The sequence below is a fragment of the Streptomyces sp. NPDC005803 genome (assembly GCF_040630435.1).
GTDB lineage: Bacteria > Actinomycetota > Actinomycetes > Streptomycetales > Streptomycetaceae > Streptomyces.
In genome coordinates, this window is the sequence record NZ_JBEXXO010000054.1 from 1 (window position 1) to 16880 (window position 16880).

The window sequence follows — 16880 nt, forward strand, 5'->3', positions numbered from 1 at the left end:
GGTGCACACGCCATTTTTGAGGAGTCTGCCCGGAGGGCCCCCACCCCCACCCACCGGACAGAAGCGCCCCGCAGGGGACCCCGCGGGGAACCCGCACCAATCCAGCCCGTCCGGCGATTGAGGACGGAACCCCGCACCACAGAACCCCGCACCACAGAACCCCGCACCACAGAACCCCGCACCACAGAACCCCGCACCACGGAACCCCGCACCACAGAACCCCGCACCAAGGACAAGCGCGACGTCAGGTCTCGTCGTCCGCCAGTTCCGCCACGCCCGTGATCCGGTGCAGCGGGTACGTGCGGACCTCGTCCGCCGTGTGGTCGTACGCCGTCACGTAGCCCCCCTCGACGCGGACCGGGGCGATCACCCGCTGGCTGGCCGCGCCCTCCGCGTTGACGTAGCCGATCCAGACCGCGGAGCCCGTCATCGCGGCCGCCTGGACGGTGACCAAGGTCTCGGCGGAGGTCGTACGGGGCAGGGCGCCCGCGGCGGAGGCGGCCGGGCCGGTGGCCTTGTGGACGACCGTGGCAGCGGTGTCCCCGGCGCGGATCGCCCGGACCGCCGCACCGAGCAGCGTGGGGTCGGGCACCGGCGGGCCCTCGGGCACGGGGACCGGCGCGGCGCGGGGCGGGGTGCGGACGGCGCCCGCGCGGGTGATCAGGACGTCGCCGTCGGCGGACTCCGCGGCGGGGGCGTACCCCATCTCGCGCAGGCCGTCGAGGAGGGAGGCCGGGTCGATCTGGGCGGCCAGGGCCGTCGGGGCGAGCCGGCGCAGCCGCAGCGTGGCGGAGCGCTTGTCGGCGAGGATCTCGTTGAGGACGGCCTCGTCGTCGCAGCGTACGTACGCGGAGGCGGCCCCGATCCGCAGATGCCCGTGGCGGCGGGCCACGTCGTCGATGAGGTAGCTGAGGGGCTGCGGCACCGGCGTACGGCTGTGCGCGGCGAGGAAGGCGTGCAGGTCGGCGGCGGACTGTCCGGCGTCCAGGGCGCGCCGCACGGAGCCGGGGGTGAAGCGGTAAACCGTCGCGCCGCCTTTCGACTCGATGTCCGCGAGAGCGGCGAGCATGTCGGCGAGGGGGCGTTCCAGCGGGCCGGGGGCGACGGCCGTGAGGTCGGCCTGCAGCAGGACGTGGTCGAGGGGCTCCGGGATCAGCGGGGCGAGCCGCGCAGCGGCCTCGGCGGGGCCGCCGGAGAGCAGGGCGCGGGTCTGCGAGGCGAGGGCGCCACGGCCGCTGATGCCGAGGAGCTCCGACTCGTTGAGCGTCCACAGGGCGATCCGGGACCGCAGGTCGGTGGTGTCCCCGGCGGACGCGGAGGCGCCGCGAAGGGGCCGTTCCCAGCGGAGCCGGGCGAGCAGGGACTCCGGGTCCGGGGCGGTGCCGGGCGGCAGTGCGGCGAGCAGGTCCAGGACCCGGTGCCGGACCTCGGGCGCGGCGGAGCGGTCGAGTTCGGGGCCGAGGGCGGACAGGGCGCGGCCCTTGGCGTCCTGGCCGCCGATCAGACCGGAGGTGCGGGTGGCGGCGAGCCAGGCGGAGGCGAGATCCACCCAGCGTTCCTGTGCGGGCAGGTCCGTCCACTCGTCGTACGCGGGAGTCGGCGCGTACCGTTCGTCCGCCTCGCCGTCGGAGGCCAGCAGACCTGCCGCGTAGGCGAGTTCGACCCAGAAGGCGGCGACGGGTTCCGAGACGTCCAGGACGGCGGCGGTCTTCTTCAGCTCGCGGACACTGAGGCCGCCGGCCCGCAGCACGGCGGGGCCGCCGCCGTTCCAGCTCTTCAGCAACTCCTCGACGGTCGACACGGCGAGGAAGGCCTGGCCGGCGGCCGCGCTGTCCACAGCCTGTGGATCACGTTCGGCGACGGCGACGACGACGGGCGGCTGCGGCTCCGGCACACGGTGGGCGCGCCCGGCGCGCAGGTGCAGCGCCGCCTCGCGCGGCAGGACGACCGTGCGGGTCGACACGGGCAGCAGGAGCCCGCGGTCGCGCAGCCACTTCACGGGCGGGGTGGGGTTCGGGGTCACCTCGCCGTACGGCGGGCCCCAGACCAGCCGGTCCAGCACCGACAGGGCCTCCACCGGGGCGGTGTCGAGGAGTTCGCCCATCCGGGTGCGGTCGGTGAACAGCGCGGACAGGGCGCTCACCGCGGACACCGGGTCATGGGTGGCGGGCAGCCCGGCCGCCGTCAGGATCTCCTGGAGCCGCCCGGGCGACATGCCGGCGGTGGCCTCCGCGACGGTCGGCCCGAGGCCGGTGGGGGACGGGTGCTGCGGGGACGGCGACAGCAGCTCACGGGCGGTGCGCACCAGCCGCAGCCGGTCGCTCTCGCCCCAGACGAGGGCCTGTTCGCGCAGGGTGCCCAGGGCGCGGGGCAGCGCGGCCGCGATCGCGGCGCCCGCGTCGTCCCGGTGCTCCCCGTCGTCCTGGCCGTCGCCCGTGAGCAGGCGGAGCAGGATGTCGTACGGGGCGGGGTCGGGTGCGACCGCCAGCGCCTCGGCGGTCTGCAGGGCGAAGCGGTCGAGGTGCTCCAGGGCGCGGACGACGGAGGCACGGGTGCCGGCGCGCGTCGCGAGCTGGGTGATGTCGCCGGGCACGGGGGTGAGGAGATCGGGCCGGGCGCGCAGCAGCCCGGCCAGTGACTCGTCGTCCCGGGCGCGCAGAGCCTCGGCGAGCGTCCGCGGTGGTGTGGTCATCCCCATCCGTCCCACGGTAGTCGCTCCGGACAGGCCCGAGGGCGCTACGGTCGGTGCAGGGCGGTAGAGGGGAACCATCGCGTGGGGATCGAGAGCGACCAGCTGGTCTACGACTACCTGAGCCGGGTCGGCGACCTGGCGCAGCAGCAACAGCTGTCCTCGGGCACCCGGATGAGGCTCGTGTCGGCGCTGCGCGGAGAGATCGACCGGCAGCGCGTGGCGCAGGCAGCGGACACGCCGGGGGCGGTGCGCCGCATCATCGGGAAGCTCGGTACACCGGACGAACTGGTCGCGGCGGCGGCCTCGTCGGCCTCGTCGGCCGAGGGGACGCCGCCGCTGCCGCAGGAGCCGGACGGTGGTGGAGCGCAGGCGGCGGGAATCCCGCGCCCGCGCCGGGCGAGGCTCCGGAAAGACGGTTCGCGCAAGGGCGCGTCGGAAGTGCGGGAAGAGGTTCCGGGGCCGCCGCCTGGGACGGCCCCGTCCCCACCGCACCGGGCGGGTTCGGACGAGCTCGGCCCGTCCGGGGACGACACCGAGTGGTGGAGCGTGGCCCCGGGTCGGTTCGGCGATGTCGGTGAGTTCGGTGCGGGGACCGAAGTACCGGGCTTCCGGGGTGGGGTGGAGATCCCGGCGGTGCTGAGGCCGCCGGTGCCGGATGACGAGGAAGACGAGGACGCGTACGAGGACGACGCGGCCGAGGGCGACGAGGAGCACGAGCAGGAGGCCGAAGTCCCGCGCCGCCGGCGACGGCTCCCGCGCCTGCGCCGCGCCCGCGAGGACGCCGCTCCCCGCGGCTTCTCGCACCCCTTCCTGCTGCTCGCCGCCGCGCTGCTGGTAGCGGGCGCGGTGATGGACGCCCCGCAGGCCCTGCTGCCCCTGGCGGGCGGCTGGTTGCTCGCGTACAGCTCCCGCAAGCTGTCGCGTGCGGAGGCGAAGTGGGTGGTGATGTGGCTGCCCGGGGCCGTCGCGGCCGGCGCCCTGGTCTGGCTGTGGGGCCGGACGGACGGCCGGTGGGGCGCGCCGATCCCGGAGGGGCAGATGGGCCCGGCGATGGGCGCGACGTGGCCGTGGGTACTGCGGGGGGCGGCCGTGGTCTCCGCGCTCTACCTGGTGTGGCGGGCACGGGGCCCTCGGCCGGGCGGGCGGTGAGGTTGCCCCGGTCCTGGGTGCGGGGTTCCGTCCTCAATCGCCGGACGGGCTGGATTTGTGCGGGTTCCCCGCGGGGTCCCCTGCGGGGCGCCCTGTCCGGTGGGTGGGGGTGGGGGCCCTCCGGGCAGACTCCTCAAAAATGGCGTGTGCACCCGACGACGCATCGGGACCCGGGTCGTACGCCATTTTCTGCGGGGACTGCCCTGCACGCCCCCACCCGGCCGCCCTGCGTCTGCACACCGGCCCCCATGCCTGTCGCAGACGCGAGACGGCCCGGGGCCGGGGGCGTGCAGGGGAGTCCCCGCAGGACGACGAACATCGACCCGGGTCCGCTGCGTACCCGCAGAACGTTCGTCGTCCGAGGAGACGCCCCGGAGGGCCCCCGGACCCCCACCCACCGGGCAGGCGCACACCCCGCGGAGCGACCCGCACACATCAAGCCCGTCCGGCGATTGAGGACGGAACCCCCGACGCCGGACCGGGGCGAACAACGAGGGGAACCCGCGCCCCGGACCGGGGCGAGCAACGGGCCCGCCCCGGACCACCGCACCCCGCTGTCAGCCCGCCAGCTTCGACTGGAACTCGTCGAGGATCTGGCCCGCCGCCGTGTAGCCGATGCCGGCGATCCACAGGCGGTCGTCGACCTTGAAGACCTTGCCGTTCTTCGAAGCGGTCAGCCCCTTCCACAGGCCGCTCCTCATCGTCTTCGTCGCTCCCGCCTTGTCCGGGTCGCCGTACGTGGACGTGAAGACGACGTCCGCGTCCGCGAGGTCGATCTTCTCGGGGGAGACGTCGTAGGAGAAGCCGTCCTTGGCCTTGTCGGTGATGGCGGGGCGGCCCATGCCGAGGTCGGCGAGGATCGAGCCGATGTAGTTCTGCTTGCCGTAGATGCGGATGTCGGCGCCCTCGACGAAGCGGACGAAGTTGACGTCCGTGGCCGCCGCCTTCTCCTTGCCGCCGATCGCCTCGGTCACCTTCGCTACATGGGCGTCGTACGCGGCGACGACCTTCTTCGCCTCGGCCTGCTTGCCGAGTGCCTCGGCGTGCACCTGGAAGTTCGCCTTCCAGGCGGAGCCGGTGGACTCCGTCATCACGGTCGGCGCGATGGCGCTGAGCTGCTCGTAGCGGTCGCCGTCACGGACCTTGCTGGTGAGGATCAGGTCCGGCTTCAGGGAGGCGACGGTCTCCATGCTGGGGTTGGCGATCTCGCCGACCTCCGTGAGCTTCTTCGTCTTCTCCGCCGGCAGGTAGGCGGGGAAACCGTCCTCCGTCGCGGAGTGCGTCGCCCCGACGGGCTGCACGCCCAGGGTGAGCGCGGAGTCCAGCTCTCCGGTGTCCAGGACGACGACGCGCCGGGGCGTCACGGGCACCTTCACGTCGCCCATGACCGTCTTGACGGTGTGGGTGGCGGCGTCGGTCGTGTCGCTGTCGCTGTCGGAGTCCGAGCCGGACGACCCGCAGGCGGTGAGCGCGAGCGCGCCGGTCAGGGCGAGGGCTCCGAGGGCGAGTCCGCGACGGCGGAGGACGGTGGCCATGGGGTGCCTTTCGTGGGTGGGGTGCGGTTCAGGACGACGACGGTGCGGGCTGCCAGGGCGCCCCCGGCACGACGAGCGGCGAGCCCGTCACCGGGTCCGGGACGATGACGGCTTCGAGGCCGAAGACCTCGCGTACGAGCCCGGCGGTGACGACGTCCTCCGGGCGGCCCTCGGCGACGATGCGGCCCGCCTTCATGGCGACCAGGTGGTCGGCGTACCGGGCGGCCTGGTTGAGGTCGTGCAGCACCGTCACCACGGTCCGGCCGCGGGTGCCGTCCGCCGTCGGGGTGGCGAGCCGGCGCACCAGGTCGAGGACCTCCACCTGGTGGGCGATGTCGAGGTACGTGGTCGGCTCGTCGAGCAGCAGCAGGTCGGTGTCCTGGGCGAGGGCCATCGCGATCCAGACGCGCTGGCGCTGACCACCGGAGAGCTCGTCCACCGACCGGGGGCCGAGCGCGGTGATGTCGGTGCGTTCCATGGCCTCGGTGACCGCCCGCTCGTCCTCCTGGGACCACTGCTGCCACCAGTGCTGGTGGGGCTGGCGGCCGCGGGCGACGAGGTCGGAGACGGTGATCGCCTCGGGGGCCACGGGGGTCTGCGGGAGCAGCCCGATCGACTGGGCGATCTTCTTCGTGGGGATCTTCGACAGCTCGGTGCCGTCCAGCAGCACCGCCCCGCCGCGCGGCTTCAGGAGCCGGCCGAGCGCGCGGAGCGTCGTCGACTTGCCGCAGGCGTTCGGCCCGACGATGACGGTCACCTTCCCGTCGGGGACGGCGAGGTCCAGTTCGTGGACGACGGTGCGGTCCTCGTACGCGAGGGTCAGCTCGCGCACCGTCAGCCTGCTGGTCGCGGTGTCCTGCTGCCGGGTCGTGGTCATGCGTTGCCTCCCGTGCGGCCACCGTGGCCGCGGATGATCAGCCAGATCAGGTACGGGGCGCCGACCGCCGCCGTCAGGACGCCCACCGGCAGTTCGGTGGGGGAGAAGAGCCTGCGGGCCAGCAGGTCCGCGAAGACGACGATCACCGCGCCGAGCAGCGCCGAACAGAGCAGCGGGATCTGCGCGGTGCGGGTCATGCGGCGGGCGATCTGCGGGGCCAGCAGGGCGACGAAGTCGACCGGTCCGGCCGTGCCCGTGGCCACGGACGCCAGGATCACGCCGAGTGCCACCAGCCCGAGCCGTACCCGCCCGAGCCGGACCCCGAGGGCGGTCGCCGTGTCGTCGTCCAGGGACACGGACCGCTGCGCGCGGGCCGCCCACAGGACGGCGGGCAGCAGGATCAGCAGGGTCCAGCCGATGGGCGCGGCCTCGTCGTAGCCGCGGCCGTTGAGCGAGCCGGTCATCCAGATCTGCGCCTGCTGGGCGACGAGGTAGTCGCCCTTGGTCAGGAACAGGGTGGTGACGGACCGCAGCGCGATGGCGAAGCCGATGCCGATGAGCACGAACCGGGTGGCGTGCAGCCCGCCGCGCCACGCGAAGGCGTAGACGAGCGCCGCCGCGGCGACCCCGCCGATCACCGACAGGTAGGGCAGGACGGTGTACGAGGTGATGCCGAAGGTCATCGCGCCGACGGTGAGCGCGCTCGCGCCCTGGCTGATCCCGATGATGTCGGGGCTCGCGAGGGGGTTGCGGGCCACGGTCTGGATGAGGGCGCCCGCGATCCCGAAGGCGAGGCCGACGAGGAGCCCGACGACCATGCGGGGCAGCCGCAGCGTGCCCACGACGAGTTCGTCGGGGGAGGGGCGTCCCAGGATCACGTTCAGGACCTCGCCCGGCGCGACGAAGCTCTCGCCGGCGCAGAGGTACGCGACGCACACGAGGGCCAGCAGCACGACGAGCGACGCGGCGACGACCGCGGCCCTGCGGTGCAGCAGGAACCGTCCGCGCGCCCCGATCCGTACGAGGCTGTACCCGGCGGGCCGCACGGCGGCCGTCGGGGCGCTCACGCCGGAACCGCCTTGCGGCGCACCAGCGTGACCAGGAACGGCACCCCGATCAGGGCCGTCATGACCCCGGCGGGCACCTCGCTCGGCGGGAAGACGATCCGGCCGATCACATCGGAGACGAGCAGCATCACGGGTCCGATCAGGGCGGCCATCGGGAGCACCCAGCGGTGGTCGCTGCCGACGATCGCCCGGGCGATATGGGGAACGGCGAGACCGATGAACGCGATCGGACCGGCCGCGGCGACCCCGGCTCCGGTGAGCACGGTGGCGCCGATGCCGCCGACGATCCGTACGGTCGCGATCTTCTGCCCGAGGCCCTTCGCCATGTCCTCGCCGAGTGCGAGCGCGTCGAGGCCGCGGGCGACGCAGAGCACGAGCACCGTGCCGAGCAGCAGGAACGGCCAGATCTGCTGGGCCACCTGGGCCTCGCGGCCGGCGATGGAGCCGACCTGCCAGAACCGGAACTCGTCCAGCGCGGACGCCTTCGTGGTCAGCACGGCCATGGTCACGGACACCAGCAACGCGTTGATCGCCGCGCCGCCGAGCGCCAGCTTCACCGGGGTCGCGCCGCCGCGCCCGCTGGACGCGATGGCGTACACGGCGACGGATGCGACGGCCGCCCCCGCGAAGGCGAACCACACGTACCCGGTGAGCGTGTGGATCCCCGCGTACGCGATGGCCAGCACCACCCCGACCGAGGCGCCCTGGCTGATGCCGAGGATGCCGGGGTCGGCGATGGGGTTACGGGTGATGCCCTGGAGCACGGTGCCGGCGAGGGCGAGCGAGGCGCCGACCATCAGACCGATCAGGGTGCGGGGCACCCGCATGTTCCGGATGACCTCGGCGGCGTCCGAGTGCCCGCCGTGCAGCAGGGCGTCGATCACCTCGGCCGGGGGTATGGAGCGCGCCCCGACGGCGAGACTGAGCAGGACCGCGAACAGCAGCGCGACGACGGCCGCAGCCGTCGCGAGAGCGCGTCTGGAGCGGCGTGGTGCGGCGGCTGGCATCGGACCCAATCGGCGAGCGGCGAGCGACAGGCGGGACAAAGCGAAGGAAAGTAAGGCTTGGCTAAGTCTAAGCACCGCCTGTGCGGGGACGTCCGGGGGTGTGCCGGGACCGGTGCGGGCTCGGCACAATGGACGTCATGGCTTCGCACCCGCTGACGGTCGGCTTCGACCTGGACATGACGCTCATCGACTCCCGGCCCGGCATCAAGGCCACCTACCAGGCGCTTTCCGCCGAGACGGGGGCGTTCATCGACACCGATCTGGTGGTGACCCGGCTCGGTCCGCCGCTGGAGGAAGAGCTCGCCAACTGGTTCCCGGCCGCCGACCTGGCCGCGACGGCCGACCGGTACCGCGAGATCTACCCCACATACGCGATAGAGCCGACGCTCGCGATGCCCGGGGCGCGCGAGTCGATCGAGGCCATCCGCGCACGCGGCGGCCGGACGATGGTGGTCACCGCCAAGTACGAGCCGAACGCGAAGCTGCACCTGACCCACCTCGGCATCGCGCCCGACGTGATCGTGGGCGGCCTCTGGGCCGAGGCGAAGGCGGAGGCGCTGCGTGAGCACGGGGCGGGCGTGTACGTGGGCGACCACACCGGCGACGTACGCGGCGCCCAGGCCGCGGACGCCCTCTCGGTGGCCGTGACGACGGGCCCCTGTGACGCGGCGGAACTGCGCGCGGCGGGTGCGCACGTGCTGCTGACGTCGCTGACGGAGTTCCCGGCGTGGCTGGAGACGTACGGGGCGTAGCCGCGTCGGTACGACCCGGGCCACGCCGGCCCCGTGGCCTGGCCGACGGATCCGGCTGAGCAGGGGCGGTCGGCGCGGCCCCGGGACGCGGTACCGCGTCCGGGATCTGCCGGGGCGAGTCGCACACCTCCGGCACCATCTGCGCCGACGCGCCTCGCAGGGCCCCCTCTGACGCCCGCTCAGCCCGACATCGGCGCCCGAGGACCACTCGCCCGCGCCGCCGCCCGCCCGCCTTCGGTCACAGGGCCGGCTCGCCGGAGGCGGACGCGGGCACGTTGCCGATGGCCCGTTTGAAGTCGGGGCAGTCGACGATCGGATCGTGGTCGCAGACGGCCGCGTGGCGCAGGCTGTCGCGAAGGCGCGTGAGCCGGCCGAGTTGCTCGTCCAGGGAGCTCGCCTTGGCGGCCATGCGGGTGCGCAGGGCGGCGTCCGACGGCTGTGCCGCGAGGAAGCGGCCGATCTCGGCGACCGAGAGTCCGGCGCCGCGCGCGCACGTGATCAGGGTCAGACGGTCCAGTACGTCCGGGAGGTACGTCCGCCGCAGGCCGTTGCGGCCCGCCGAGGCGATCAGGCCCTTCTTCTCGTAGAACCTCAGCGCCGAGGGCGCCAGCCCGGAGCGGTGCGCGACCTCCGCGATGTCCAGCAACGGCTCAGCCACCACAGCCCCCTTGACTTGAATCGCGGTTCAAGTTGCAGCCTAGCCGCCATGACGATTCATCACATCAACTGCGGATCCGTCCGGACGATCGAGGCCACCTACGCCGGTCCGCGACCCGCTCCCGCGGTGAACCACTGCCTGCTCGTGGAAACCCCCGCCGACGGGCTGGTCCTGGTCGAGACGGGACTCGGGCTGGGCGACGTCCGGGACCCGGCCGGCACGCTCGGCAGCGACTGGGTCGGCATGGCCGAGCCCGCGCTGGACGAGGAGGAGACGGCCGTCCGGCAGATCGCCCGCCTCGGGTACGCGCCGTCGGACGTGCGCCACATCCTCGTCACCCACCTGGACGTGGACCACAGCGGCGGCCTGCCCGACTTCCCCGACGCCCACGTCCACGTGCTCGCGTCCGAACTCGAAGCGGCCCGCTCCGAGGCGCCCAGTTTCCGCTACCGGCCTGCCCACTGGGCGCACGGCCCGCGGTGGATCACCTACGGCTCCGAGCCCGGGGAGCAGTGGTTCGGGTTCACCGCACTGCAGCCGCAGGGACTCGGGCCGGAGTTCAAGCTCGTCCCCCTCGGCGGCCACACCGCCGGCTACACCGGGATCGCCGTGCGGGCGGGCGACCGGTGGCTCCTGCACTGCGGCGACGCGTACTACTACCACCGCGAGATCGGCCCCCTCAAGGAGACCCACCCGCTTCTCGACATCGTCCAGACGACGTCACAGGTGCACCCGGACCTCCGGCTCGGGACCCAGGCCCGGCTCCGCGAACTCCTGCGCGACCACGGCGACCAGGTCGAGACCTTCTCCGCGCACGACCCCTGGGAACTCATGCGCTACACCACCGGGGTGACGGCGGCGGGTTGAGAGCGATGCGGGCGGTTCTCGGGGCCCCGGCGGGCGCCGTGCGCGCCCACGTCGCACGCAGCCCCACGGCAGGCGAGGGGGCGGGGCGTTACCGCTTCGGTGCGGCCGCGCGGGCGGATCGGACGACGCCTGCCGCGGCGATCAGGAAGCCGACGCCCATCAGCATGCAGAGGGACCAGGCGATCGGCGGGAGGGGATCCGTGCCGAGGAAGAGCGGGGCGACCGTGGCGAGGGTCGAGAGGGCGCCGACGAGGAAGACGATCGCGCCGACGCGGACCAGGCGGTCGCCTGCGTGGGAAGAGGGAGTACTCACCCCGCCAGGGTAGTTCCTGGCGCCGGCGGACCGTCCGCGGCCGGCCGGTGGGCGAGGCGGGTGCCGTTTCCGGACAGAGTCCGGATGACCAGGCTTGACGAGGGGTACTTCACCTGTGGAGGCTTCTGCCAGCAGGGGAAGCACGACCACAGGACGGCCTGACCTGCTGAGGGCTTTGTTCCGGCATACGGGTTGAGATGGGGTGCGTGCTTTGCCGACTGGCAAGGTCAAGTGGTTCAACAGTGAGAAGGGCTTCGGCTTCCTCTCCCGCGACGACGGCAGCGACGTCTTCGTGCACTCGTCCGTGCTGCCCGACGGAGTCGACGCACTCAAGCCCGGCCAGCGCGTCGAGTTCGGCGTGGTCGCCGGACAACGCGGTGACCAGGCGCTTTCCGTGGCGATCCTCGACCCCACCCCGTCCGTCGCGGCCGCGCAGCGGCGCAAGCCGGACGAGCTGGCGTCGATCGTGCAGGATCTGACGACCGTGCTGGAGAACATCACGCCGATGCTGGAGCGCGGCCGCTACCCCGACAAGGCGGCGGGTGCCAAGATCGCCGGCCTGCTGCGGGCGGTCGCGGACCAGCTCGACGTCTAGTGCCGCGTCAGTCAAGGTTTGCCCGGTAGGAGCGGCGTCAGGTGCGTGCCCTCGGCGTGCCGGCCGGAAGTCCTCGTACGGGACGTACGTGGACTTTCGGCCGGTGCGGCGAGAGTGCGTGCAGGGCGTCGCGACGGGGCGCACCTTGGCTGCCGCGGCACTAGGAATCAGGCGAACGACAGCGCGTCGGGGCCGAGGGGCGGAACCAGTCCCTCGGCCGCGGCGCGCGTCAGCAGGCCGCGGATCGCCGCGTAGCCGTCCTCGCCGAGGTCGGCGGTGAACTCGTTCACGTACAGCCCGATGTGCTGGTCGGCGACGGACGGGTCCATCTCCTGGGCGTGCTCCAGGACGTAGGGGCGCGACGTCTCCGGGTCGTCCCACGCCATCCGGACCGACGTGCGCACCGACTCGGCGAGCAGCTTCAGCGTGTCCGCGCCCAGCGAGCGCTTCGCGATGATCGCGCCCAGCGGGATCGGCAGCCCGGTCGTGTCCTCCCAGTGGCGTCCCATGTCGGCGAGGTTGTGCAGGCCGTAGTTCTGGTACGTGAAGCGCGCCTCGTGGATGACCAGGCCGGCGTCGACCTTGCCGTCCCGTACCGCCGGCATGATCTCGTCGAACGGCAGGACGACGATCTCGCCGACCCCGCCCGGTACGACCTCGGCCGCCCAGAGGCGGAAGAGCAGATACGCGGTGGAGCGCTCGCTCGGGACGGCGACGGTCTTGCCCGTCAGGTCCGTGCCCGGCTCCCGCGTGAGGACGAGCGGTCCGCAGCCCCGCCCCAGCGCCCCGCCGCACGGCAACAGCGCGTACTCGTCGAGGACCCAGGGCAGGACCGCGTACGAGACCTTGAGCACGTCCAGTTCGCCGCGCTCGGCCATGCCGTTGGTGAGGTCGATGTCCGCGAAGGTGACGTCGAGCGCGGGCGCGTCGGGGACCCGTCCGTGCGCCCAGGCGTCGAAGACGAACGTGTCGTTGGGGCAGGGCGAGAAGGCGATCCGCAGCGGGCCGGGGGCCGCCGACGGAGCAGGGGTCGCCAGCGGGTCAGGCGTCGTGTCGGTCATGGTGGGTCCAGCCTTCCAGTACGGGGGTGAGCTTCCCGAACGCCTCGGTGAGCGCGGCCAGCGCGTCGCCGATGCGCCAGGCGTCGCGGTCGCGCGGGCCGACGGCGTTCGAGACGGCCCTGATCTCCAGGACGGGCACGCCGATGCGCTCGGCCGCCTCCGCGACCCCGAAGCCCTCCATGGCCTCGGCCACGGCGCCCGGGTGGGCGGCGAGGAGGGCGGCGGCGCGCTCGGCGCTGCCGGTGACGGTGGAGACGGTGAGGACGTCGCCGGTCACGGCGTGGGTCGCGGCGACCGCCGCCTTCACCAGCGAGCGGGGCGGGAAGTGCCAGACCCGGCCGAAGCCGAGCGCGGTGACGGGGACGAAGCCCCCGGGAGTCTCGGCGCCCAGGTCCGCCGCGCCGATGCGGCCGGCCACGACGAGGGAGCCGACCGGGGCGACGCCGGCGAAACCGCCGCCGATGCCGGCCGAGATCACCAGGTCGTAGCGGTCCGAGGCCAGGGCGAACGCGGCGGACGCCGCGGCGGCGGCCGGTCCGGCGCCGCCCGCGAGGACGTCGTACGGACCCGCGCGGTGGATCTCCGCGCCCGGAACCGCATGGACGGACACCGTGGGACCGGCCCCGGACGCACGCGTGACCGCGTCCCGTTCGATCGGGACAGCGGTCACGACAAGCACACGCACGGGGGGAATCCTCCGAGGTCAGGAGGGGGTCAGTCGGTCTTCTTGAGCTCGAAGTGCCAGATGCCGGTCAGCTGCTTGCCCTTGGTCTCCACGATGCTGATCTGCGTCTGCTTCGTGGTCTCGCCGGTCTGGCTGGAGAAGAAGGCGCTGCCCGGGATGGACCGGTAGGTCTTCTTGTACGGCTCCTGCTCGGCCTGCTGGCCGTTGATGAAGAGGGTCCAGCCGTTGTCGGCGACCTCGGGGTCGACGCCGAAGCGGACCTTGTCGTCCATCGCCACCTTGACGGTCTTCTCCGCCTTCTTGTTGAGGCAGCCCTGGATCTCGGATTCCTTGAGGGGCTTGCCGTCGTTGTAGCAGGACGCCTCGGTGCTCACCGAGGTGTCGCCGACCGTCACGGTGGCGAGCGGCGTCGGCTTGTCGCAGGCGGAGAGGACAAGGAGTCCCGCGGACACGGCACCAAGAGCGACGCCGATTCGACGGCCCTTACCGGAGAAGAACGCAACGGTCATGGGCCGAAGGCTATCGGTCGCTCCGGCTCACGCCACGCGGGGGTGCGGCGAGCCGCGCCGCGCGGCGCCCAGCAGACCCCGTACGGACGTTGCGGCGCCGAGCGCGAGGATGCCCGCGGCGACCGACATGCCCAGTACGCCGTTGAGGGGGAGGGCGATCCCGATCGCCCCTCCGGCCACCCAGGCCATCTGGAGCAGCGTCTCGGAGCGGGCGAAGGCGGACGTGCGGACCTCCTCCGGCACATCGCGCTGGATCATCGCGTCCAGGGACAGCTTCGACAGGGCCTGGGTGAAGCCGGCCGTGGCCGTGAGCGCGGCCACCATGACCGTGCTGAAGAAGACGGCCGCCAGCACGGCGATGCCCAGGGCCAGGCCGAGCACCGAGGGGATGATGATCTCGGGGCCGCGGGCCCTGAGCCAGGAGCCGACCGCCGTCCCCAGCGCGTTGCCCACCCCGGCCGCCACGCCGACGATGCCGAGCGAGATCGCGGCGCTCTGCCCGGCCAGCGGGTGCTCGCGCAGCAGGAACGCCAGGAAGAAGATGAGGAAGCCGGAGAGCGCCCGGTGCGAGGCGTTGGCCTGGAGGCCGTGCAGGACGGACGGGCCGACGGACCGCAGCCCGGGACGCTTCTCCCTCTCGCCGTTCTTCTCCCTGGACCTGGTCCTCTCCCCGAACCTGGTCCGCCCCCTGAACCCCGTCCCTCGCCTGGGCCTGAGCTCGTCCTTCGGCCCGGCCGGCTTCTTCCCGTTCCCGGGCGCGTCGGGCTTGCGCAGATCGGGGCGGGGGGAGCCCTCGCCGTGCGGCGGCACCAGGTGCGCCTTCCGCTCGCCCTTCGCCGAGTCCACCTTGTGCGGCAGCGTGAACGCGAGGACGGCCCCGCCGACGAAGATCGCGCACGCGCCGTACAGCGGCCACGGGGGCCCGATGGTCTGGAGCCCCGCCCCGATCGGCGCGGCGGCGCCGGTGGCCAGGAGACCGGCGAGCGTCACCCGTGAGTTCGCCTTCACCAGCGAGAAACGGGGTGGCAGCAGACGCGGCACGACGGCGCTGCGCACCACTCCGTACGCCTTCGAGCACACCAGTACGCCCAGAGCGGCCGGATACAGCTCCAGACCGCCGGTGGCGACCGCGCCCGACATGGTGAGCGCCAGCACGGCGCGGGCCAGCATGGAGCCCGCCATGGCGGCGCGGCGGCCGTGCGGCAGGTGGTCCAGGAGCGGGCCGATGACCGGGGCGAGCAGGATGAACGGCGCCATGGTGACGGCGAGGTACAGCGCGACCCGGCCGCGGGCCTCGCCCGTCGGTACGGAGAAGAACACGGTCGACGCGAGCGCGACGGTGATCATCACGTCGCCCGCGCCGTTCACCGCGTGCAGCTCGATCAGTTTGCCCAGACCGGACTCGCCGGCCCCGTGGGCGTGCGTCGCCTTGCGGATCCCTCTGGCGGTTCCGGTGAACGGGGACCGGAGGGCATGGCCGATCGACCTGCTCGTCCTGCGGAGCGGGCCGGATGCGTCGTGCGACCTGGCAGAAGCCACTTGGTCATACTGCCCCAGTCCCCGGCATGACGAACCGAGATCGGGCCGGGGCGCGGTGTGTACCGCCCCGTCGGGTCAGTGATCGGGCAGGTCGCAGGGGGTGCGGCGGGGCGGATCGGGGCGCTCTCGCCGGGGACACGGCGTGGGATGCGGCGTCGTTTTGGGACGGGCAGGTGGGCGGGGAGCGGCGGAGAGGGTAGCGTGCGTAGCGCGCCACCGGCGGTTGTTCTTGGCCGCGCGCCTCTCGGCGATCCCGCAGAATGGATTGCAGAAGGTGCGCCCGAGGCAGGCACAACGGGTGTGGACGTCGACGCGGCCCCCAGGTCCGCTCCGCCCGCAACCGTATGGCCGAAATCGATGGATGTGCTAGGCGCGCTCGTGAGACTGGCGTAGGAGAGAAGCGAGACCTGTGAGTGCTGCGACGACGCGAAGCCGTACGGCCCGTACCCCCGTCCCCGACCGTCTGTGCGCCGAGGCGGTAGGCCTCGCCCGTGCGGCGGCCGAGGAAGCGGCCGCGCCCGGGGTTGTGGGTGAGCATGTGGGCGTGGTCTCCGAGGGGGACCGGGTCGTCACGCACTACTTCGAGTGCAAGGACCCGGCCTACCGGGGCTGGCGCTGGGCGGTGACGGTCGCCAGGGCCTCCCGCGCGAAGAACGTCACGCTGGACGAGACGGTGCTGCTGCCGGGCGCCGACGCGCTGCTCGCGCCGGAGTGGGTGCCGTGGAGCGAGCGGCTGCGGCCCGGCGACATGGGGCCGGGCGATCTGCTGCCCACCGAGGCGGACGACCTGCGCCTGGAGCCCGGCTACACCGGCGACGACGAGCCGCCGCCGAACTCCGTGGTCGCCGCGCTCTCGGGCGAGCTGGCCGAGCTCGTCGACTCGGAGGACGCGGAACTGACGACGCGCCCCGACCCGCCGCGCCGCGGTTCGATCGCCGCGGTCGCGGACGAGCTGGGCATGCGGCGTGCGCGGGTGCTGTCCCGGTACGGGCTGCACGCGGCGGCCGACCGCTGGGACGAGGGGTTCGGCGCGAAGACGCCGATGGCCCAGGCGGCTCCGGCCTCCTGCGTCTCGTGCGCCTTCCTGGTGCCGCTCGCGGGCTCGCTGAAGCAGGCCTTCGGGGTGTGCGCGAACGAGTTCGGTCCGGCGGACGGGCACGTGGTGTCCCTCTCGTACGGGTGCGGTGGGCATTCGGAGGCCGCGGTGATGCCGAAGCCGCCGAAGCCGGCGCCGCACGCGCTGGACACGATGCAGGTGGACGAGTACCCGCTGCGCCCGGCGCGCGATTCCGGCTCCGTGCCGACGGAGACGGACGCGCCGACGGAGGACCTCGGCCACTCCTGAGGCGGGCGCCTTGGGGTGCGGTGGTCCGGGGCGGGGCCCGTTGTTCGCCCCGGTCCGGGGCGCGGGGTTCCGTCCTCAATCGCCGGACGGGCTCAATTGGTGCGCCCTGCCCCGCGGGGTGTGCGCCTGCCCGCTGGGTGGGGGTCCGGGGTCCCTCCGGGGCGTCTCCTCGGACGACGAACGTTCGGCGGGTACGCAGCGGACCCGGGTCGATGTTCGTCGTCCTGCG

At 73.4% G+C, this 16880-nt stretch carries 16 protein-coding genes; 5 read left to right on the forward strand and 11 right to left on the reverse strand.

The window, feature by feature from the left end:
• Positions 1 to 244 precede the first annotated feature (244 nt).
• Positions 245 to 2698 carry a helicase C-terminal domain-containing protein gene (locus ABZ454_RS38090; protein WP_359544016.1) on the reverse strand — a complete coding sequence of 818 codons (2454 nt, stop codon included), beginning with the start codon at positions 2696 to 2698 and terminating at the stop codon, positions 245 to 247.
• A 75-nt stretch (positions 2699 to 2773) separates the two neighbouring features.
• Here ABZ454_RS38090 and ABZ454_RS38095 point away from each other — a divergent pair, with 75 nt between their 5' ends.
• Positions 2774 to 3841: a hypothetical protein gene (locus tag ABZ454_RS38095; RefSeq protein ID WP_359544017.1), complete on the forward strand. Its 1068-nt coding sequence runs from the start codon at positions 2774 to 2776 to the stop codon at positions 3839 to 3841.
• Between the two features lie 557 nt (positions 3842 to 4398).
• Here ABZ454_RS38095 and ABZ454_RS38100 read toward each other — a convergent pair.
• The 4 genes from ABZ454_RS38100 to ABZ454_RS38115 are packed head-to-tail and all read right to left on the reverse strand — an operon-like array spanning position 4399 to position 8327.
• A complete protein-coding gene (locus ABZ454_RS38100) occupies positions 4399 to 5376 on the reverse strand; it encodes an iron-siderophore ABC transporter substrate-binding protein (RefSeq protein WP_359544018.1) in 978 nt (325 codons plus the stop codon).
• Positions 5377 to 5404: 28 nt separating this feature from the next.
• Positions 5405 to 6253 (reverse strand): ABC transporter ATP-binding protein, encoded by an 849-nt coding sequence (locus ABZ454_RS38105; protein ID WP_359544019.1) that lies wholly within the window; start codon positions 6251 to 6253, stop codon positions 5405 to 5407.
• Complete coding sequence (locus ABZ454_RS38110; RefSeq protein ID WP_356325683.1) at positions 6250 to 7320, reverse strand: iron ABC transporter permease; 1071 nt, start codon at positions 7318 to 7320, stop codon at positions 6250 to 6252. Before ABZ454_RS38110 ends, ABZ454_RS38105 begins: the two co-directional genes overlap by 4 nt.
• Entirely contained in the window at positions 7317 to 8327 is a 1011-nt protein-coding gene (locus tag ABZ454_RS38115; RefSeq protein ID WP_359544021.1) for an iron ABC transporter permease, read from the reverse strand. The genes ABZ454_RS38110 and ABZ454_RS38115 overlap by 4 nt, the downstream gene beginning before the upstream one ends.
• Positions 8328 to 8464: 137 nt before the next feature.
• Between ABZ454_RS38115 and ABZ454_RS38120 the strand changes: the two genes are divergently transcribed.
• A complete protein-coding gene (locus ABZ454_RS38120) occupies positions 8465 to 9079 on the forward strand; it encodes an HAD family hydrolase (RefSeq protein WP_356325687.1) in 615 nt (204 codons plus the stop codon).
• A gap of 238 nt (positions 9080 to 9317) precedes the next feature.
• Here ABZ454_RS38120 and ABZ454_RS38125 read toward each other — a convergent pair whose 3' ends face one another.
• Positions 9318 to 9737 (reverse strand): MerR family transcriptional regulator, encoded by a 420-nt coding sequence (locus ABZ454_RS38125; RefSeq protein ID WP_359544022.1) that lies wholly within the window; start codon positions 9735 to 9737, stop codon positions 9318 to 9320.
• A gap of 48 nt (positions 9738 to 9785) precedes the next feature.
• On the opposite strand from ABZ454_RS38125, the gene ABZ454_RS38130 reads away from it, so the two are divergent.
• The gene (locus ABZ454_RS38130) at positions 9786 to 10604 is read left to right on the forward strand and encodes an MBL fold metallo-hydrolase (RefSeq protein WP_359544023.1); all 819 of its coding nucleotides are present in this window, start codon (positions 9786 to 9788) and stop codon (positions 10602 to 10604) included.
• 88 nt (positions 10605 to 10692) lie between these two features.
• Here ABZ454_RS38130 and ABZ454_RS38135 read toward each other — a convergent pair whose 3' ends face one another.
• The gene (locus ABZ454_RS38135) at positions 10693 to 10917 is read right to left on the reverse strand and encodes a hypothetical protein (protein ID WP_356325693.1); all 225 of its coding nucleotides are present in this window, start codon (positions 10915 to 10917) and stop codon (positions 10693 to 10695) included.
• Between the two features lie 211 nt (positions 10918 to 11128).
• Here ABZ454_RS38135 and ABZ454_RS38140 point away from each other — a divergent pair, with 211 nt between their 5' ends.
• Positions 11129 to 11512: a cold-shock protein gene (locus tag ABZ454_RS38140; RefSeq protein ID WP_285574602.1), complete on the forward strand. Its 384-nt coding sequence runs from the start codon at positions 11129 to 11131 to the stop codon at positions 11510 to 11512.
• A gap of 167 nt (positions 11513 to 11679) precedes the next feature.
• On the opposite strand, the gene ABZ454_RS38145 is transcribed toward ABZ454_RS38140, so the two are convergent.
• Genes ABZ454_RS38145 through ABZ454_RS38160 form a run of 4 tightly spaced genes read right to left on the reverse strand, consistent with a single transcriptional unit; the run spans position 11680 to position 15306 of the window.
• Positions 11680 to 12573 carry a 1,4-dihydroxy-6-naphthoate synthase gene (locus ABZ454_RS38145; protein WP_359544024.1) on the reverse strand — a complete coding sequence of 298 codons (894 nt, stop codon included), beginning with the start codon at positions 12571 to 12573 and terminating at the stop codon, positions 11680 to 11682.
• Positions 12554 to 13258, reverse strand: a complete 705-nt coding sequence (locus tag ABZ454_RS38150; protein WP_359544025.1) for a futalosine hydrolase — start codon at positions 13256 to 13258, stop codon at positions 12554 to 12556. The genes ABZ454_RS38145 and ABZ454_RS38150 overlap by 20 nt, the downstream gene beginning before the upstream one ends.
• A gap of 29 nt (positions 13259 to 13287) precedes the next feature.
• Positions 13288 to 13767 carry a DUF2771 domain-containing protein gene (locus ABZ454_RS38155; protein ID WP_356325700.1) on the reverse strand — a complete coding sequence of 160 codons (480 nt, stop codon included), beginning with the start codon at positions 13765 to 13767 and terminating at the stop codon, positions 13288 to 13290.
• Positions 13768 to 13794: 27 nt separating this feature from the next.
• Positions 13795 to 15306, reverse strand: a complete 1512-nt coding sequence (locus ABZ454_RS38160; protein ID WP_359544026.1) for an MFS transporter — start codon at positions 15304 to 15306, stop codon at positions 13795 to 13797.
• A 409-nt stretch (positions 15307 to 15715) separates the two neighbouring features.
• Between ABZ454_RS38160 and ABZ454_RS38165 the strand changes: the two genes are divergently transcribed.
• Entirely contained in the window at positions 15716 to 16651 is a 936-nt protein-coding gene (locus ABZ454_RS38165; RefSeq protein WP_359544027.1) for a DUF3027 domain-containing protein, read from the forward strand.
• Positions 16652 to 16880 lie beyond the last annotated feature (229 nt).